The 19785-nt window shown below is 53.9% G+C and carries 17 protein-coding genes; 14 read left to right on the plus strand and 3 right to left on the minus strand.

Annotated features, from left to right (window positions below):
* Nucleotides 1-3 precede the first annotated feature (3 nt).
* Nucleotides 4-1920, minus strand: coding sequence for a PTS 2-O-a-mannosyl-D-glycerate transporter subunit IIABC (gene mngA / locus OGW13_RS19765; RefSeq protein ID WP_054176158.1), 1917 nt, complete (start codon nt 1918-1920; stop codon nt 4-6).
* 176 nt (nt 1921-2096) lie between these two features.
* Here mngA and OGW13_RS19770 point away from each other — a divergent pair, with 176 nt between their 5' ends.
* The 11 genes from OGW13_RS19770 to cobO all read left to right on the plus strand — a co-directional run bounded on the left by OGW13_RS19770 (nt 2097) and on the right by cobO (nt 14472).
* A complete protein-coding gene (locus OGW13_RS19770) occupies nt 2097-2816 on the plus strand; it encodes a GntR family transcriptional regulator (RefSeq protein WP_043001346.1) in 720 nt (239 codons plus the stop codon).
* A 497-nt stretch (nt 2817-3313) separates the two neighbouring features.
* Nucleotides 3314-3763 (plus strand): methylaspartate mutase subunit S, encoded by a 450-nt coding sequence (glmS, locus tag OGW13_RS19775; RefSeq protein WP_043001347.1) that lies wholly within the window; start codon nt 3314-3316, stop codon nt 3761-3763.
* On the plus strand, nt 3763-5151 hold the full coding sequence (gene glmL / locus OGW13_RS19780) for a methylaspartate mutase accessory protein GlmL (RefSeq protein WP_043001348.1): 1389 nt from the start codon (nt 3763-3765) through the stop codon (nt 5149-5151). The genes glmS and glmL overlap by 1 nt, the downstream gene beginning before the upstream one ends.
* An 18-nt stretch (nt 5152-5169) precedes the next feature.
* Entirely contained in the window at nt 5170-6615 is a 1446-nt protein-coding gene (locus tag OGW13_RS19785; protein WP_043001349.1) for a methylaspartate mutase subunit E, read from the plus strand.
* Nucleotides 6615-7856: a methylaspartate ammonia-lyase gene (locus OGW13_RS19790; protein ID WP_043001350.1), complete on the plus strand. Its 1242-nt coding sequence runs from the start codon at nt 6615-6617 to the stop codon at nt 7854-7856. The genes OGW13_RS19785 and OGW13_RS19790 overlap by 1 nt, the downstream gene beginning before the upstream one ends.
* A 3-nt stretch (nt 7857-7859) precedes the next feature.
* The gene (locus OGW13_RS19795; RefSeq protein WP_287116406.1) at nt 7860-9230 is read left to right on the plus strand and encodes an acyclic terpene utilization AtuA family protein; all 1371 of its coding nucleotides are present in this window, start codon (nt 7860-7862) and stop codon (nt 9228-9230) included.
* Nucleotides 9227-9544, plus strand: a complete 318-nt coding sequence (locus OGW13_RS19800) for a DUF4387 domain-containing protein (RefSeq protein WP_042320615.1) — start codon at nt 9227-9229, stop codon at nt 9542-9544. The genes OGW13_RS19795 and OGW13_RS19800 overlap by 4 nt, the downstream gene beginning before the upstream one ends.
* A 170-nt stretch (nt 9545-9714) precedes the next feature.
* Nucleotides 9715-11022 carry a dicarboxylate/amino acid:cation symporter gene (locus OGW13_RS19805; protein WP_043001352.1) on the plus strand — a complete coding sequence of 436 codons (1308 nt, stop codon included), beginning with the start codon at nt 9715-9717 and terminating at the stop codon, nt 11020-11022.
* Nucleotides 11023-11092: 70 nt separating this feature from the next.
* Nucleotides 11093-12094: a glutaminase A gene (gene glsA / locus OGW13_RS19810; protein ID WP_222167810.1), complete on the plus strand. Its 1002-nt coding sequence runs from the start codon at nt 11093-11095 to the stop codon at nt 12092-12094.
* Nucleotides 12095-12207: 113 nt separating this feature from the next.
* Nucleotides 12208-13860, plus strand: coding sequence for a class I fumarate hydratase (locus OGW13_RS19815; protein ID WP_043001354.1), 1653 nt, complete (start codon nt 12208-12210; stop codon nt 13858-13860).
* A gap of 9 nt (nt 13861-13869) precedes the next feature.
* Complete coding sequence (gene cobO, locus OGW13_RS19820; protein ID WP_043001355.1) at nt 13870-14472, plus strand: cob(I)yrinic acid a,c-diamide adenosyltransferase; 603 nt, start codon at nt 13870-13872, stop codon at nt 14470-14472.
* 61 nt (nt 14473-14533) lie between these two features.
* On the opposite strand, the gene OGW13_RS19825 is transcribed toward cobO, so the two are convergent.
* Nucleotides 14534-15442: a LysR family transcriptional regulator gene (locus OGW13_RS19825; RefSeq protein WP_043001356.1), complete on the minus strand. Its 909-nt coding sequence runs from the start codon at nt 15440-15442 to the stop codon at nt 14534-14536.
* Nucleotides 15443-15847: 405 nt separating this feature from the next.
* Between OGW13_RS19825 and cobA the strand changes: the two genes are divergently transcribed.
* Nucleotides 15848-16627 (plus strand): uroporphyrinogen-III C-methyltransferase, encoded by a 780-nt coding sequence (gene cobA, locus OGW13_RS19830; RefSeq protein ID WP_109740017.1) that lies wholly within the window; start codon nt 15848-15850, stop codon nt 16625-16627.
* Here the strand turns inward: cobA and OGW13_RS19835 are convergent.
* The gene (locus OGW13_RS19835; RefSeq protein WP_044266321.1) at nt 16606-17499 is read right to left on the minus strand and encodes a PocR ligand-binding domain-containing protein; all 894 of its coding nucleotides are present in this window, start codon (nt 17497-17499) and stop codon (nt 16606-16608) included. The genes cobA and OGW13_RS19835 overlap by 22 nt on opposite strands.
* Nucleotides 17500-17871: 372 nt before the next feature.
* On the opposite strand from OGW13_RS19835, the gene otnK reads away from it, so the two are divergent.
* Complete coding sequence (gene otnK / locus OGW13_RS19840) at nt 17872-19134, plus strand: 3-oxo-tetronate kinase (RefSeq protein WP_287116407.1); 1263 nt, start codon at nt 17872-17874, stop codon at nt 19132-19134.
* Nucleotides 19134-19778: a 3-oxo-tetronate 4-phosphate decarboxylase gene (gene otnC / locus OGW13_RS19845; RefSeq protein WP_054176183.1), complete on the plus strand. Its 645-nt coding sequence runs from the start codon at nt 19134-19136 to the stop codon at nt 19776-19778. The genes otnK and otnC overlap by 1 nt, the downstream gene beginning before the upstream one ends.
* Nucleotides 19779-19785: the final 7 nt, after the last annotated feature.

Here is a 19785-nt window from a genome sequence, read left to right on the forward strand (position 1 = left end):
GAATTAAGACATTACGCCATCAGTCGTATATTTACCCTGCTTCACCGCATAGCGTCGCCAGAGCAGCAAAACCAGCGTTGAGATAACGGTTCCCACCAGCGCCGCACCGAACCAGCCTGCCGCGGCCAGTACGCCGCCGTACCCGGCATCGTGCAGCAAAAAGAGTGAAAAAATACCCGCGCCAGGCGTTGAGAGACCAATATTCATCGCCCCAACCATTGCCCCTGTCGCCATTGACCCGAGGACAAAGGAGCCAATCACCCGCACAGGATCTTCAATCGCCATCGGGATTGCCCCTTCTGTAATACCCGCCAGCCCTAGCAGCCATGTGGATTTCCCGGTTTCAATTTCAAACTCTTTAAACAGACGGGGAGAAATTAACGTTGACGCGGTCACCGTAAATGCTGAGACCATTTTGACCGAGGCAAAGATGGCATAAGGACCGTAGACGCCGTTCGCCATCGCCCCCAGACAAAAGGCATAGGCGGCCTTATTGACCGGGCCCCCCAAATCAAATGAACACATAAAGCCGAGAATCGCGCCAAGCAGCAGCGCATTCGCCCCAGATAAACCGTTAAGCCAGGCGGTCAGGCTGTTGTTAATCCATGCCACCGGTTCGCCGACAACAAACAACATCAGGCTGCCTGCCCCCAGCGTACCAACCACCGGATAGAGGTAAAACGACAAAAAACCGTTGAATTTACTGCTCAATCGCAGGTGTTTTTTCACCCAGCGCATCAGGTATCCAGCAATTAATCCCCCTGCGATTGCGCCAAGAAAACCGGAACCAATCATGTTCGCGGCAAGCCCGGCAGCAAAACCGGGTGCCAGTGCGGGTTTATCCGCCAGAGAATACGCGGTGTAAGCCGCCAGTACAGGCACCATCAACACACCGAGCATTCCACCGCCAAGTTTGCGATACATCCACAGCCAGGAGTTCTCCTGTTCGAACAGCGGTTGCAGACCGAATATCTGCGCCAGTAATACCGCGACAGCAAGTACCGTCCCACCCGCAACAATCAGCGGCACAGCAAAGGAGATCCCACTCAGTAAGGCCTGTTTTAACTCCGTCTTAAGCCCTTTAGACTGATGGCTCTCTTCCTGCCGCACGCGCTTGACATTTTGTGGTTCAAGCGCCAACGCTTGCCGGATCAGTTGCTCAGCATGGCGAATCGGTTCGGCGACGGGTACCGTCAGCACCGGGATCCCCGCAAACCGTTCGCTCTCTTTGATTGCCACCTCAGCGGCCAAAATACAGGCACTGGCCGAATTCAGTTGATCTGCCGTTAAGCGCCCTTCAATACCGTTAGCGCCCTGCTTTTCAACAAACACATTGACGCCCAGCTTCCGTCCGGCTTTCTCCAGATATTCCGCCGCCATATAGGTATGCGCGATCCCCGCCGGACAGGCGGTCACACACACAATTGTGGGGGCGTTGAATGGCGTTGCGACCATTGGTCCATGCCCGTTGTCATCCAGCGCCGCCAACAGCTCGTCAGCACTCGTTGCCGCCATAACACGGGCTCGCGTTTCTTCATCAGTCAGCCTCGTGGTGAGCGCGGTCAACAATTGCATATGGGTACTGCCCGCCTCTTCCTGTGGGATGGCGAGCAGGAAAATCAGGTCAACAGCTTCCGGACCGTCGACCCCTTCCCAGCTCAGGGGCTTGCTGAGCGTCGCCACCGCAAAAGCGGCTTCTTTCACAGCCGACGTTTTCCCGTGTGGTACCGCCAGCCCTTCTCCTAACGCAGTCGGTCCGAGGTTTTCACGTGCAAACACGGCTTCCAGAAAGGTATCAGAATCAGCAATTTTGCCCAACGCCGTCAGCCGCTGCGCTAACGTACGAATCGCCTCTTCACGGCTGGTAAACCGGGCGTTCAGGCACAGCGCGTCCCGCTGGGTTAACGTCGTCAGGTTCATCATGATCCTCACAAAATGGTTGTTTTATGTGCGAAGGAGTGTGCCAGACAAAACAATACATTTATGTGATCATTTTCACTTAAAGACGATAATTTGTATTTAATTTGTATTATTTACACATTCAATTCATTAGGCATAATGTGAAAAGTCGTCTTAACAACCTGACAGAAAAAACCATGAGCCGAAAACCACTTTATCGACAGATAGCCGACGGGATCCGTGAACAAATCCAGCGAGGTGAGTTGAAGCCCGGTGATGCTCTGCCGACAGAATCCGCGCTACAGGCGGCATTTGGGGTCAGTAGGGTCACCGTGCGTCAGGCGCTAAGGCAGTTAACCGAGCAGCAGATCATCGAAAGCATTCAGGGCAGCGGCACATACGTTAAAGAGGATCGGGTTAATTACGACATCTATCAATTAACCAGTTTTGATGAAAAGCTGACCGACCGTAGCAGCGATACGCACAGCGACGTGCTGGTTTTCGAAGTGATTCAGGCCGATGATTTTTTGAAAAATCAATTACAACTGGCTGATGACAAACGGGTCTGGCACGTCAAGCGGGTGCGTTACATCAAGCAAAAACCAGTCGCGCTGGAGGAGACGTGGATGCCGTTGGCATTATTCCCTGATTTAACCTGGCAGGTGATGGAAAACTCAAAGTACCACTTCATTGAAGAGGTGAAGAAACAGGTCATTGAACGCAGTGAGCAGGAGTTGATTCCACTGATGCCCACCGAAGAGATGAGCCGCCTGCTTGCTATCCCGCTCACAAAGCCAATCCTGGAAAAAGTATCGCGTGGTTTTTTAAAGGGAGGACAGGTATTCGAATACAGTCGCAATGCGTTTAATACTGACGATTATAAATTTACGTTGATCGCCCACAGGAAACAGCGTTAATCGGAGTGCGCTTTAAAACTATTTCGACGAAGTGTTAACTGCTTCACAAATATAAAGTCAATGTAATATGCTGAATTTTTCATGTCCCAACGCGGGAATTGCAAACAACTCACCATCATATTTATCATTTTATTAACAATAATAAAATGGCGTATAGAAACATTATGCTTTATTCCGTTACGCGCCTCACACTTCTTCCTCTAAAATTATTTAAACACCTATTCCGCGCAAAGACAAATAAACAGGATTTAGATCACAAACATAGAAAGCCGTTTAATAGGAATCTATTTATTAAATATATACACCATCCAGAATAAAATATATAATTCATTGATAATAAACAGTTTTTAAATTTTCATTCATAGAACAGTCGTTTTTCGAAAGATATTTTGAAAATAGATCAATTGCATCCATCGCGCCTCCCCACGACACTCCGTCCCTATTAAAACATTGCAAAACTTTTTATTTCTTACCCTGAGTCCTGGAGAGGATTACCCATGAAAAAATCAACACTCGTTATTGGCGTCATTGGTGCTGACTGCCATGCCGTAGGCAATAAAGTTCTGGACCGCGTTTTTACTGCCCATGATTTTCGCGTAATCAATCTGGGCGTAATGGTAAGCCAGGATGAATATATCGATGCCGCGATCGAAACCGGCGCCGATGCGATTGTCGTCTCTTCCATTTATGGCCACGGCGACATCGACTGCCTGGGTCTGCGCGAGCGCTGCATCGAACGCGGTATCGGCGACATCCTGCTTTATGTCGGCGGCAACCTGGTGGTCGGGAAGCATGATTTCGCAGACGTCGAAGCCAAATTCAAAGAGATGGGCTTCCAGCGCGTCTTTGCCCCAAGCCACGATCTCGAAGATGTGTGTCAGCTGATGGCAGCGGATATCAACAAGCGCCACGGCATTGAAAAGCGTTGTCTGGAAGAGGCCATCTGATGCAAACCGTCTCTGTCGATATCGGCTCGACGTGGACCAAAGCTGCCCTCTTCGCAAAGGAGGGGGATGCGTTAACACTGGTTAACCACGTTCTGACTCCGACGACGACCCATCATCTGGCGGAAGGTTTTTTCGCCAGCCTGAACCAGGTGCTGAACGTTGCCGATGCGCGCCCACTGCTCAACCGGGGTGAAGTGACCCTGAAATACTCCTCGTCGGCGAAAGGCGGTCTTGCCGTCGCCGCAATGGGACTGGTGCCGTCGATCACTCTGGAATCGGCAAAAGTCACGGCGCATTCCGCCGGGGCAAAAATCGCCCAGTACTATTCGTACAAACTGAATCGCCATGATATTCAGGCGCTGGAAGCTTCACCACCGGACATTCTGCTGTTTACCGGCGGCACCGACGGTGGTGAAGAGAGCTACGGCCTGGCCAATGCGCGCGCCCTGGCAGAGTCCAGCCTCGACTGCGCCATTATCTACGCCGGAAACCGCGACATTCAGGATGATGTCCAGGCGATTCTGGGACACAAAGATCTGACCACGGTAGACAACATTCTGCCCGATCTCGATCACCCGAATCCCTTCGCCGCCCGCAAGGCGATTTGTGATGTCTTCCTGTCCCGCATTGTGAAAGGCAAAGGCCTGGATGTGATTGTCGGTGAAACCGGCGAAGAGCCCATGCCAACACCCTGGACGGTGTACGAACTGGTCAAAGCCATCAGCGAAGTCGATAGCGCGTGGAGAGAATTCATGCTCATCGACATGGGCGGCGCGACCACCGACGTCTATTCCGCCAGTGCCAACACCCTCTCGCCCGATACCGTGCTGCACGGTGTCCCGGAGCCCTTTGTTAAGCGCACCGTGGAAGGCGATCTCGGCATGCGCGTCTCCGCCGTGGTGGTAGGCGAAAGCACCCAGGAACTGGTGAAGGTGGTATTCGCTCAGCAACCGGCACGCCAGGAGGCCTTCTATGGCTACCTGCGTCATCTGGTGGCGCATCCCGATTATCTGCCGCAGAGCGAGGAAGAGAAATACTTTGATTCTCTGTTAGCCGGACTGTGCGTCGGCTATGCCGCCGAGCGTCACGCTGGCACCAAAAAGCAGGTCTGTACCTGCGTTGGCAATGTCGATTTACAGATGGGGCGCGACCTGACCACCGTGCGCAAAGTGGTTGGCTCGGGCGGCTGGCTCTCCCGCGCCAGTCAGTTTGATATCCATCACTGGCTCAAATATCGCGAACTGGACGACGACGGTAGACGCATTCTTTTACCCACTCAGTTTGAGTACTACCGCGACGCAAAAGGTCTGCTCCCCCTGCTGGCAAACGTTGCCAGACTGGATCCCCAGGCCGCTGCGCGCACCAGCATTCACTGTTTAACCCTATAAAACCTAAGGCAGCGACGAATGGAACTTCGAAATAAAAAATTAACCCATGACGAATTTATGACCGAACGGCATCAGGTGTTGCAGACGTGGCATACCGGCAAAGACGTCGAACATTTTGAAGATGGCGTGAAGTATCAGCAGACCATTCCTGAGAAAAAACGTTTCTCTCATGCCTTGCTGAAGGCGGATCAGGAAGGGAAAACCCTGAGCCAACCGCGTGCCGGTGTGGCGTTGATGGATGAGCATATCGAACTGCTGAAAACCCTGCAGGTTGAGTGTGACCTGCTGCCGAGCACCATCGATGCCTACACCCGTCTGAATCGTTATGAAGAAGCCGCCATTGGGATCCAGAAATCTATCGAAGCCGGGACCTCAAAACTCAACGGACTGCCGGTGGTTAACCACGGTGTGGCGGCCTGTCGTCGGATGACCGAAGCGCTGGAGAAACCGATTCAGGTCCGTCACGGTACGCCGGATGCGCGACTGCTGGCGGAGATCGCCATGGCCAGCGGCTTCACCAGCTATGAAGGCGGCGGGATCTCCTACAACATTCCTTACGCCAAGCGCGTGACGCTGGAAAAATCGATTCGCGACTGGCAGTACTGCGACCGTCTGATGGGGCTGTATGAAGAACATGGCATTCGCATTAACCGCGAACCATTCGGCCCGTTGACCGGCACGCTGATCCCGCCGTTCATGTCTCACGCAGTGGCGATTATCGAAGGTCTGCTGGCGCTGGAACAGGGCGTGAAGTCGATTACCGTCGGCTACGGCCAGGTCGGTAGCCTCACGCAGGATATCGCAGCGATTCAGTCCCTGCGTGAACTGTCTCATGAATATTTCCAGAACTACGGTTTTGATGATTACGAGCTGAGCACCGTCTTCCACCAGTGGATGGGCGGTTTCCCGGAAGACGAATCCAAAGCATTCGCCATTATCTCCTGGGGCGCAGCGGTCGCCGGTATGTCCGGCGCGACCAAAGTGATCACCAAGAGCCCGCATGAAGCCTTCGGTATTCCGACAGCGGCGGCAAATGCCCAGGGGCTGCGTGCGTCACGTCAGATGCTCAACATGGTCAGTGACCAGAAATTCCCGCCGTGTGCCGCCGTCGAGCAGGAAGTGGAACTGATTAAGAGCGAAGTTCGTGCGGTTCTGAAGAAAGTGTTTGAGCTGGGCAACGGCGACGTTGCGCGCGGCACCGTGCTGGCCTTCGAAGCAGGCGTGCTGGACGTACCTTTCGCTCCTGCCTCCTGTAACGCCGGTAAAATCCTGCCAGTTCGCGATAACGCCGGGGCGATCCGTATTCTGGAAGCCGGCTCCGTTCCGCTGCCGCAGGACATTCTCGCTCTACACCACGATTACGTCGCCGAACGTGCCCATTTCGAAGGACGTAAACCCTCATTCCAGATGGTTGTTGATGACATCAACGCTGTATCCCACAGTCAATTAATAGGAAGACCATAATGAAAATTAAACAGGCGCTTTTCACCGCTGGCTACTCCTCATTCTATTTTGATGACCAGCAGGCGATCAAAAATGGCGCAGGTCATGACGGGTTCATTTATACCGGTGCGCCGGTTACCCCGGGCTTTACCTCTGTCCGCCAGGCTGGCGAGTGCGTTTCCGTACAACTGATTCTGGAAAACGGCGCCGTCGCGGTGGGTGATTGCGCCGCAGTGCAGTACTCCGGTGCCGGCGGCCGCGATCCGCTGTTCCTGGCTGAACATTTTATTCCGTTCCTCAACGATCATATTAAGCCGCTGCTGGAAGGCCGCGATGTGGATGCGTTCCTGCCGAACGCCCGTTTCTTCGACAAACTGCGCATCGACGGTAATTTGCTGCATACCGCCGTTCGTTACGGTCTGTCGCAGGCGCTGCTTGACGCCACCGCGCTGGCCTCAGGTCGTCTGAAAACCGAAGTGGTGTGTGACGAATGGCAACTGCCGTGCGTACCAGAAGCCATTCCTTTATTTGGTCAGAGCGGCGACGACCGCTACATCGCCGTCGACAAGATGATCCTCAAAGGCGTTGACGTCCTGCCGCACGCGCTGATCAACAACGTTGAAGAGAAGCTCGGTTTTAAAGGCGAAAAACTGCGTGAGTACGTGCGCTGGTTGTCCGACCGTATTCTCAGCCTGCGCACCAGCCCACGCTATCACCCGACGCTGCATATCGACGTGTATGGCACCATCGGTCTGATCTTCGACATGGACCCGGTGCGCTGCGCCGAGTATATCGCCAGCCTCGAAAAAGAAGCGCAGGGTCTGCCGCTGTACATTGAAGGCCCGGTCGATGCAGGCAACAAACCGGATCAGATCCGCATGCTGACCGCGATCACCAAAGAGCTGACCCGTCTGGGTTCCGGCGTGAAAATTGTCGCCGACGAATGGTGCAACACCTATCAGGACATCGTGGACTTCACCGATGCCGGTAGTTGCCACATGGTGCAGATCAAAACCCCGGATCTCGGCGGTATTCACAACATCGTTGACGCGGTGCTGTACTGCAACAAGCACGGGATGGAAGCCTACCAGGGCGGCACCTGCAACGAAACCGAAATCAGCGCCCGCACCTGCGTCCACGTGGCTCTCGCCGCCCGTCCAATGCGTATGCTGATCAAGCCGGGTATGGGCTTCGATGAAGGTCTCAATATCGTATTTAACGAAATGAACCGCACCATCGCGCTGTTGCAGACTAAGGATTAAGAGATGGCACGCACATTTAAGATCTTATCGCCGACGGCTATCCTGGGCTATGGCTTCCCGGAAGAGAGCTTTCGTAAAGCCATGGAAGAGTCACCGGATCTGATCGCGGTTGACGCAGGCTCCTCCGATCCCGGCCCCCACTACCTGGGGGCGGGTAAACCGTTTACCGATCGGGCCGGAGTGAAACGCGATCTGCGCTATATGATCACGGCGGGCGTTAAGAACAACATTCCGGTGGTGATCGGCACCGCCGGGGGATCCGGTGCTGCACCGCACCTTGAGTGGTGTCGGCAGATTATCCTGGAGATCGCACAGGAAGAAAAACTGTCCTTCTCCATGGCGCTGATCCCATCGGATGTCAATAAAGAGGTGGTTCACCAGGCGCTGGATAACGGCAAAATCACCGCGCTGGACTTTGTTCCGGCACTCACCCACGAGGCGATCGAAGAGAGCACCTACATCGTGGCGCAGATGGGGATCGAACCGTTCCAGCGGGCGCTGGAAGCCGGTGCGCAGGTGGTGCTGGGCGGGCGGGCTTATGATCCGGCCTGCTTCGCGGCGCTGCCGATTATGCAGGGCTTTGATGAAGGTCTGGCGCTGCACTGTGGCAAGATCCTGGAATGTGCGGCCATTGCCGCCACCCCAGGTTCCGGTTCTGACTGCGCAATGGGGATTATCGACGACAACGGCTTTACGCTGAAGACGTTCAACCCGAAACGCAAGTTCACCGAAACGTCGGCGGCGGCACATACCCTGTATGAGAAATCCGATCCGTACTTCCTGCCTGGCCCGGGCGGCGTGCTGAACCTGAAAGGGTGCAGTTTCAAAGCGGTAAACGATGGCGAAGTGTACGTCAGCGGTTCACGTCATGAATCAACGCCGTATGCGCTGAAACTGGAAGGCGCGCGTCAGGTGGGCTTCCGTTGCCTGACCATCGCCGGTACCCGCGATCCGATCATGATTGCCAGCATCGACACCATTCTCGAAGAAGTTCAGGCCAGCGTCGCCCGCAACCTCTCGCTGAATGATGACAGCATCCGCATGACGTTCCACCTGTACGGCAAGAACGGCGTGATGGGTAACCATGAACCGGTGCAAACCGCCGGGCATGAGCTGGGCATTTTGCTGGACGTGGTCGCGCCGACGCAGGATATCGCCAACAGCGTCTGTTCGCTGGTGCGATCTACTCTGTTGCACTACGGCTACGAAAACCGGATCGCCACGGCAGGCAACCTCGCCTTCCCGTTCTCGCCATCCGACATTCAAAGCGGGCCGGTGTATGAGTTCTCAATCTATCACCTGATCGAAGCCAGCGACGCCCTGCGTTTTGACTTCCATATCGAACAGGTGACGCCAGAAGGAGTTCAGGCATGAAACACGCTATTTGCACCCTGGCGCAGGTGATTCGTTCTAAAAACGCCGGACCGTATGAACTGGTGTTAGATATTTTATTTAAAACGCGCGAAGACTATCAGCGGGTAAAACGTTCTGAGCAATTAACCCCGCAGTTAATTGCCCGCTTATATAACGTTGAACCTGATTTTATTCATCGCATCGTCTGGTTTGACCCGGCGAATGCCGTAAAAATCGTGATGCCTCGCGATATTATTTCCGGCAACGTTGGTGACAATGATGTTTATGGCGCGCAGCAGCATGCGCCGTTATTAAGTATTGAGTTCGATCTGTAACCAATAAAATACAACAACGTCCATTGGCGTACAGGATTTCGCTGTATCACTGTATTCCAGATAATTCATGCGGTTGGTCATAACCTGCGTGCGCCTGAGCTGCTGTCCTGGCTCTGGCGCACGCGACCCTACAACACTTCACAGACCAGCCTAGATCCGATGGAGTAAACATGAAGAAAATAAGTCTAACAAAAATGATCATATTAGGCCTGATACTCGGCATGATTGCCGGGGTGGCTATTAATAATATGGCATCGGCTGATACAGCAAAATCGTATGCGCAGGATATCTCTATTTTCACCACCATATTCTTACGTATGGTGAAAATGATTATCGCGCCGTTGGTTATTTCAACCCTGGTTGTCGGCATCGCGAAAATGGGCGATGCGAAAACGCTGGGGCGTATATTTTCAAAAACTTTTTTCCTGTTTATTTGCGCCTCACTGCTGTCGATTGCGCTGGGTCTGGTGATCGTCAACCTGTTCCAGCCAGGCGCGGGCATTAACTTTGTTGCCCATGACGCCGGGGCCGTGGCGGCCGTTCAGTCTGAACCGTTCACGCTGAAAGTGTTTATTTCTCACGCCGTACCGACCAGTATCGTTGACGCCATGGCGCGTAACGAAATCCTGCAAATCGTTGTGTTCTCGATCTTTCTCGGCTGTAGCCTGGCGGCGATTGGTGAGAAAGCCGAACCGATCGTGAAGGTGCTCGACTCTCTGGTTCACGTCATGCTGAAACTGACGGGTTACGTCATGCTGTTCGCCCCGTTAACGGTATTCGCCGCTATCTCCGGGCTTATCGCTGAACGCGGGCTGGGCGTGATGGTGAGCGCCGGGATCTTCATGGGTGAGTTCTACCTGACGCTGGGTATGCTGTGGGCGATCCTCATCGGCCTGTCAACGATGATTGTCGGTCCGTGCATCGGTCGCCTGACGAAAGCGATCCTCGAACCGGCACTGCTGGCATTTACCACGTCCAGCTCGGAAGCCGCGTTCCCGGGTACTCTGGATAAGCTGGAGAAATTCGGCGTCTCGTCCAAGATTGCCAGTTTCGTACTGCCTATCGGTTACTCCTTCAACCTCGTGGGTTCAATGGCCTACTGCTCGTTTGCCACCGTCTTTATCGCGCAGGCGTGCAACATTGAGCTGAGCATGGGCGAGCAAATCACCATGCTGCTGATCCTGATGTTGACTTCTAAAGGTATGGCAGGCGTACCGCGTGCCTCGATGGTGGTCATTGCCGCTACCCTCAACCAGTTCAACATTCCGGAAGCCGGTCTGATCCTGCTGATGGGTGTCGATCCGTTCCTCGACATGGGCCGTTCTGCAACCAACGTGATGAGTAACGCCATGGGCGCCGCGATTGTCAGTCGCTGGGAAGGCGAACATTTCGGTTCCGGCTGCCGGGGCACTGCGCCGGTCAAAACGCCAGAACAGGAGCGTCCTGCCACTGAGCCGTCAGAAGTGGTGATGTCCTGATGATATAAGGTTGCCGGATAAGCACTCGCCCCTTCCGGCAACATGCCAATCACACCAACAAGGTTGCACCATGAACGTAAAATTCTTCGGCGCGAGCATGTTAACCGCCAGCCTGTTTTTTAGCGCCGCCGCGCTGGCGCAAACGGCGCCGGACTACGCCGCATTGATCGAACAGGCACACCAGAAATACAAAAGTAACAACGACGGCAAAGTCGCCGACTACATCCCTGCCCTTACCACTTACAGCCCCAACAACTTCGCCATTACCCTCGCTACCGTTGACGGCAAAATTTACCAGGCAGGAGACATCAACAAAGCATTCCCGATGGAATCGCTGAGCAAAGTCTTCACCCTCGCGCTGGCGATGGAACAGCACGGGCCACAGGAGGTGCTGGATAAACTCGGCGCTAATGCCACCGGCCTGCCCTTTAATTCCGGTCTCGCGGTCGAACTCACGAAGGGCGCACCGGAGAATCCGCTGGTCAATGCAGGTGCCATGAGTACCGTCAGCCTGATTGACGCCAAAGACAAAACCGACCGCTGGAACAAAATCCTCACCAACCTGAACGCCTGGGCCGACGCCACGCTCACGGTCAATGAACCGGTATTCAGATCGGAAATGGAGACCAACCAACACAATCAGGCGCTGGCGCAACTGATGGCATCGTACAACAGCTTCTACGGCAACACGCAGGAAGCCGTGGAGATTTACACCCGCCAGTGTTCAGTAGACGTCACCGTTGAGCAGCTTGCCAAAATGGGTGCCGTGCTGGCCAACAAGGGTAAATCGCCGTTCAACGGCAAACAGTTGCTCAATGAGCGCTATGTACCGCAGGTGCTGGCTGAAATGGCTATCGCCGGTCTCTATGACGGCAGCGGAAAATGGCTGTACACCGTCGGTATTCCGGCGAAAAGCGGCGTCGGCGGGGGCATGGTCGCGGTGGTACCGGGACAGTACGCCATTGCCGTTTACTCACCGCCGCTGGACAGCGCCGGGAACAGCGTGCGCGCCCAGCAGACTATTGAATATGTTGCCCATGCAACACAGGCCAATCTCTTTATGGCGCATTAAGTGGATGCCGGATGGCGCTCATGCGCATCCGGCCTACGAATCAGGCATTTTTGTAGGTCGGATACGGCGCGACGCCGCCCTCCGGCGATATCAACCTTAACGTGAGAAGTAACATGTCTAAACCCTTTGTCTGGCAAGAACTCTTTGTACAAAGCAAAGAGAGTACGGAATACGAATTACTGAGCAATCAGCATGTTACGGTGACAGAGTTAGATGGCGAAGAGGTCATCAAAGTGGCGCCGGAAGCATTAACGCTGCTGGCGCAACAGGCATTCTATGAAGCATCGTTCTTCCTGCGCTCCGGACATTTAAAGCAGATCGCCAGCATCCTGCACGATCCGCAGGCCAGCAGTAACGACAAATATGTCGCCCTGCAGCTGTTACGTAATGCGGAAGTGTCGGCGAAAGGCGTGCTGCCGAACTGCCAGGATACAGGTACGGCGACAGTGGTCGCCAGCAAAGGCCAACAGATATGGACCGGCGGCGATGACGCCGAAGCGCTCAGCAAAGGGATTTACACCACCTTTAAAGAAAATAACCTGCGCTATTCGCAAAACGCCCCACTGGATATGTATACCGAGGTGAATACCGGCACCAACCTGCCGGCGCAGATCGATATCAGCGCCACACCGGGTAACGAATACCGCTTCTTGTTTGTCAATAAGGGCGGCGGCTCAGCCAACAAGGCGGCGCTGTTCCAGGAGACCAAATCGATCCTGCAACCGGAAAAGCTCACCGCATTCCTGATCGAGAAGATGAAATCACTGGGCACCGCAGCCTGCCCGCCGTATCACATCGCTTTTGTCGTCGGCGGTCTCTCCGCAGATCAGGCGCTCAAGGTCGCCAAACTGGCCTCAACCAAGTATTACGACAACCTGCCCACCAGCGGTAATGAGCTGGGTCAGGCGTTTCGTGACACGGCGCTGGAATCCGCGCTGCTCAATGCCAGCCGCGAATTTGGCATTGGCGCGCAGTTTGGCGGTAAATATTTCGCCCATGATATTCGCGTAATTCGTCTGCCGCGCCACGGCGGCTCCTGCCCGATCGCGATGGCGCTCTCCTGCTCCGCCGATCGCAATATCAAAGCGAAGATCAACAAACACGGGATCTGGCTGGAAAAACTCGAGCATAACCCAGGTAAATTTATCCCTGAATCCAGCCGCATCGAGAACAGCGCACAGAGCGTAAACCTGGATCTGAACCGTCCGCTGCGCGAGATCCTGCATGATTTATCCGCCCTGCCAGTCGGTACGCGGCTTTCGCTAAACGGCCCGATCGTCGTCGCCCGCGACATCGTGCACGCCAAACTCAAAGAGCGCCTGGACAACGGCGAAGCGATGCCAGCGTACATGAAAGATCACATTGTCTACTATGCCGGCCCGGCTAAAACGCCGGATCAGATGGCCTGTGGTTCGCTCGGGCCAACCACCGGCGGGCGCATGGACGGCTATGTCGACGCTTTCCAGGCCGCTGGCGGTAGCCTGATCATGCTGTCCAAAGGCAACCGCAGTGCGCAAGTCACCGAGGCTTGCCATAAACACGGCGGATTCAACCTCGGCAGCATCGGTGGCGCCGCCGCCTTGCTGGCGCAGCAATACGTGAAAAGCCTGCGCTGCCTCGAATATCCCGAACTGGGAATGGAAGCGGTCTGGATGATGGAAGTTGAAAACCTACCTGCCTTCGTGCTGGTAGACGACAAGGGAAATAACTTCTTCAGCCAGTTTGAACAACAGCATCGTTGTGCATCCTGCCCGGCAGGACATTAAGGAGCGTTTATGCAAGCGCGAGCCAATGGCGACCGTCATCGCCAGCGTCAGCAAAAGCTGAAAGAACAGGTGGAAATCCGTGTGGCCGCCGCCACGGAACAAAAAGGGATTTTGATCGTATTTACCGGAAATGGAAAAGGGAAATCCACGGCCGCCTTTGGCACTGCCACCCGTGCGGTGGGTCACGGTAAAACCGTTGGCGTCGCGCAGTTTATCAAAGGCCAGTGGGATAATGGCGAATACAACACCCTGCATCCGCTGGGGGTTGAGTTTCACATTATGGGTACCGGGTTTACCTGGGAAACGCAAAACCGCGAGGCGGATATCGCGGCGGCGCAGGCTGTCTGGACAGAGAGCAAGCGCATGCTGGCCGATGCGCATTACGATCTGGTGGTCCTGGATGAACTTACATACATGCTGGCGTATCACTACCTGGATACTGACGAGGTGATTGCCGCCATTCGGGAGCGTCCGGCGCAGCAGAGTGTGATTGTGACCGGGCGAGGGTGTCACGCGCAGTTACTGGAGCTTGCCGATACGGTGAGCGAACTGCGCCCGGTCAAGCATGCGTTTGACAGCGGTATTCAGGCTCAGGCAGGAATTGACTGGTAGTTACGTCGTTGCCGGATGGCGCATACGCTTATCCGGCTTCCCGTTTACCCGTCATCCGCCGTCAGCGTTCCAGGTGAGATACCACCGATTTTTGTAACAGCCAGTCGCGGAAAACCTGTAAATGACGGGATTCCGCTTTTTCTTCCCGCCAGGTCATGATGAAACGATTACCCGTGCGCATGGGCACATCGCAAGGGATCACCATGTCACCGTTGTCCAGATCGTGCTGGATCGCAAAACGTGGGAGCAGCGCAACCCCCAAATTCGATCGCACCGCGGCGATCAGCATCGACAGCAGATCAAAACGCGGGCCTTTGTTGACCAGTGGGCTACTGACATCCGACAGGGCGAACCACTCCTGCCAGCCGTTAATTCGCGTACTTTGATGCAACAAGGGAAACTCATTGAGCAACTCTTCAACCGCCAGTTTCTGGTTGGGCTGCGACAGCAAACTGCCGCTACAAACCGGGAGGATTTCCTCTTCGAACAGATACTCCACTTCTGACCACGGCGAACAGAAGTCTTCACGCATAATGGCCGCATCATATTCACGGTTGAGGAAATCGCCCATGTTCGCCAGCGAGTGAATATTAACGATAATATCGGGGTTAAGTTTGTTGAATTCACGCAGATTGGGGATCAGCCAGTGGGTGCTGAAGGTCGGGTTGACCGCCAGTTCAATGACTTCGACCGTGGGCTGCCAGGTCATAATGGTATTCGTATCACGCTCAAGTTTATTTAGCGTTTCTTTAACAATGCTCAAATAATGCTTCCCGGCCTCGTTTAAAAAAATCCGCTTTTTGGCATGATTAAATAATGCAGTATGCAGAAAATCCTCAAGTGCATTCACCTGGCGAAATACAGCACTTTGCGTTAATGCTAACTCCTCCGCCGCACGCGTATAACTTTCATGACGTGCCACCACTTCAAACGTCACCAGTAATTCAGTCTTTGGTATCTTTCCTCTCATAACGTCTTCCATATGCCGCGTACAAAAATAGTTTAATTTATAAAAAATAAATGCAACCGACTCCCGATTGGCCTGAGAGTTATATTTTATTTCCTACCTGGATGTCATTGATCCACTCCATGGTTTATTCACACAGGGGGCGAACAAATAATAACCAATAATACGCAAGACTGGCCATAAACACAATTTAATTAAGGTTATTTTGCGACAAATAGCGCCAATAAGTTCTTAATAATTTTTCAAGATAACTTGTTTATCGGAGAAAAAACTTTGCGGGTTTAATCAATATTATTTACTTATTATTTCAGGAGAATTCAGTTCACTCAACGATAAGCAAACGATGACGTTTTTTTATCTGCTTTTACTATTTTTACCGTTTTTCCCGACAATAATTAAGGACGACATATGAAAAATTCCGGAAAAGTCTGGCTGGTTGGTGCAGGTCCTGGTGATATCAGCTTACTGACCCTTAAAGCCCTGCAGTGTATTCAACAGGCTGATGTCATCATTTACGATCGGCTGGTCAATCCTAAAATGCTTGAGTGGTGCTCAGCGAGCTGTACCTGCATCAACGTTGGCAAAAGTCCGGGCTATCATAGTGTTCCTCAGGAGGAGATCAATGCCCTGCTTATCCAGCATGCGCGAACACAGCGGAACGTTGTGCGCCTGAAAGGCGGCGATCCTTACGTGTTTGGCCGCGGTGCCGAAGAGGTGGAATGTCTGGTCGAAGAAGGCATTGCTTTCGAAGTGGTGCCGGGGATCAGTTCCGCCATTGGCGGGCTGGCCTGCGCCGGGATCCCGGTGACCCACCGCGACCTGGCATCCGGTTTTCATGTCGTGACAGGACATACCCGCGAAGGTAATCAGCAGCAGGACTGGCGGCAGTTGGCGAAGCTCAACGGCACGCTGGTGATTGTTATGGGGATCGCTAACCTGCCGTTTATTTGTGAAGAACTGCTGATGGGAGGCAAATCACCGGCCACACCCGCGGCGATTGTGATGTCGGCTACCCGGGACAATCAGCGGCGCTTAACTTGTACGCTCGGTACATTACTCACGAAAGCACAGGAAGCGAATATTGTGCCACCGGCACTGATTGTGGTTGGCGATGTTGTCCGTTTGAGCGACCGACTCTCTTTTATTCCAGAGGTGATGGATCGCGCCTACAGCGAGAGGTGTTCATGACGGAATGACTGCGGAGACGTCTGGTGAGCCGCCCGGAACACCCGACAAAAATAGCTGGTCTGCGCATACTGAAGTTTCCGGGCGATGCTGTCGATAGAGTTCTTCGGATCGCGCAGCAACTCACTCGCCCGCTGCATTTTTTTCTGGCTCACCCAGGTTTTAAAATTCACTCCCTGCCGTTTCTTAAAGAAACGGCTAAAGTAGTTGGCGCTTAAACAGACATGCGCGGCCACCGACTCCAGCGTCAGTTCCTCGTATAAGTGTTCATCAATATAGCGCAGTGCGGCGACCAGTTTCTTTTCGTGGCGAGAAAGTTCCATTGCCGACAGACGCAGGTCGCTCAACTGCACATCAGCGGTGTCCACCGTTTTACGCTGAACCGGGCTGAGATTGTTAATAATAAAGCTGAGCAGGTTTGCCGCTGCCACCAGATGATTATTTTCAACAATCGCGACCTGATTCCAGGCTGATTTAATTTTAGGATCGAAAGCCCACTGCCGATCGTCATCAATGACAATAGTTTTATATTCCGGATACTTTGCGCGCACCTGACCGCAAATAATAAATCCCAGCAGATGCCCCTGACGAATTAACGGCATAGAGAAAAAACTCAACCCCGCATGACAGCAGAGTATTCTGATTTTTTCTTCTTTTAACCCTTCAAAAGCGCAATATTTATCACATTTCTGACACGTTTTTTGGTATTGCGGATTGGCGCGCAGTAATGAACAGAACGAATTAAAATTATGACAGGCAGAGATTTCCCGACCATTAATGTCTACCACCACGGCGGCGAGCCCGGTCGCCTTAGAAAATACCTCTGCCAGTGAGTAAAAAGTGTGTAAGACATCGTCCTGAATATGCTGAGGCACGTTACGCTCCGTCAGTGGTCTGGATAACGTCGCTACTATGCTTAATTTGTCCAGGTGAAAAAATGACCCTGACCGCAAAAAATAATCTCATTTAATCAGGTGATTATGATCAAATTGCAAGAGTGCCCCCCGCGCTCCTCAACACCAGTCCACCGACTGCTGTGACAACTTTTCCCAAAGATTAACGAATCTTCACATCTTCCTGTGAGCTTCATTTCAACATCACTCACCATTTTATTTATGATTTTCAATTAGTTATATAAATAACATACAATTTTATGATGTGCTTATTTGTGAGAATCATCATGTGAATGTGAAACGCCCTCCTGAATAATAGGCTCAATGACAAGATAATCTGAACGGAGTGGATGTATGCCCGTCACGACAGGTGTTATCGCCGACGACTTTACTGGCGCAACGGATATCGCAAGTTTTATGGCTGAGCAAGGCTGGAGGGTCGCGCTGCTGCCCGGGATGCCAGACGCCGCGCAGCCGTGGAATGAAGAGGTCGACGCGATTGTCATCTCGTTGAAAAGCCGTTCTCTACCGGCTGACCAGGCCATCGATCAATCATTACGCTGCTGGCAATGGCTGCACCACACGGCAGGTGCACGGCAAATTTACTTTAAATATTGCTCCACCTTTGATTCCACCCCCGCCGGGAATATCGGTCCGGTCAGCGATGCGCTGATGGAAGCGATGCACGCGCAGTACATCGTTCACTGCCCAGCCCTGCCACAAAACGGACGGACGGTGATTCACGGTCATTTGTTTGTGAATGGCGTATTACTGAATGAATCCGGCATGGAGAAACATCCGCTCAACCCGATGACCGATGCGAACCTGATTCGCCTGCTCACGGCGCAAACTGCCAGCGCTGTCGGGCGCATTGACCTCAGCACAATTCAGAAAGGTGTGGAAGCGGTCACTCACGCGCTGGAACGCTGCCAGTCTCAAGGTGTACGTCACGTGATCGTGGATACCTTCAGCGAAGCCGATCTGCAGACCCTCGCTCAGGCCTTACGTCATACACCGTTGCTGGCGGGCGGTTCCGGCCTGGGTGGTGCACTGGCCGCTTGCGCCGCACCACAGCGTAGGCGGGAAGCGGTACATCCCTTCCCGCAGCCGGCAAAAACGGTGGTGTTTTCCGGAAGTTGTTCCGCCATGAGTAACCGCCAGGTGAATCGCTATAAAGCACAGGCCGCTTCCCTTCTACTCGACGTGGCGCGCTGCCTGACAGACGCAGAGCGTTACAGCGACGAGCTGTCGCGGTGGACAATGACTCATGTCGATGACGCGCTCGCTCCATTGATTTACGCCACCCAGCCGCCGGAAGCGCTGAAACGCATTCAACAGGAGTACGGCGAGCAGCGCGCCAGCCGGGCGATTGAGCATACCTTTGCCAGACTGACGGCCAAATTGCAGGCCGCAGGCGTAAACAGTTTTATCGTCGCCGGTGGCGAAACGTCCGGCACCGTAGTGGAGGCGTTACAGGTGACGCGACTGACGGTCGGCAAAGCCATCGCGCCCGGCGTGCCGTGGGTGTTCTCCGCCGAGCCGCCGCTCGCGCTGGCGCTGAAGTCAGGCAACTTCGGTGACGAAGACTTCTTTTTCACCGCGCAGGAGTCTGCATGATGAGTCAGCTTAACGAACAACAACTCCGCGAACAGCTGGTGCACTACGGTCGTTCTCTGTTTATGCGCGGCTTCAGCAGCGGTGGTTCGGGCAACCTGAGCGTAAAACTGCCGGACGGCGGCTATCTGGTCACGCCGACCAACTCCTGTCTGGGCGAGCTGGACGCCGCAACGCTCAGTAAACTGGATGCCAGCGGGGTTCACCTCAGTGGCGATAAACCGTCGAAAGAAGTGCCCATGCACCTGGCCTGGTATCGTCATCGTCCGGCCTGCGGCGCGGTGGTTCATCTGCATTCGCCATGGCTGACCGCCCTTTCCTGTCTGCCATGCAGCACACCGGAAAACTGTCTGCCGCCGTTAACGCCGTACTACGTAATGCGCGTCGGGCAGTTGCCTCTGTTGCCCTATTTCAAACCCGGTCATGAGGGGATTGCCAGCGCACTCAGCGAGATTGCGGCGGACCATACTGCCGCGCTCCTGGCAAATCACGGCCCGGTAGTCAGTGGTCGCTCACTTCGTGAGGCGGTGTTTAATGCCGAAGAGCTGGAAGACAGCGCCCGCATCTGGCTGACCTTAAAACCACTCGGCTACGTGCCGCTAACGGCGGAAGCAGTAGCTGAACTCGAACAATCCCGGCGAGCATGAGGTGAGA

Source organism: Citrobacter sp. Ca225 (assembly GCF_030337175.1).
GTDB classification, from domain to species: Bacteria; Pseudomonadota; Gammaproteobacteria; order Enterobacterales; family Enterobacteriaceae; genus Citrobacter_A; species Citrobacter_A amalonaticus.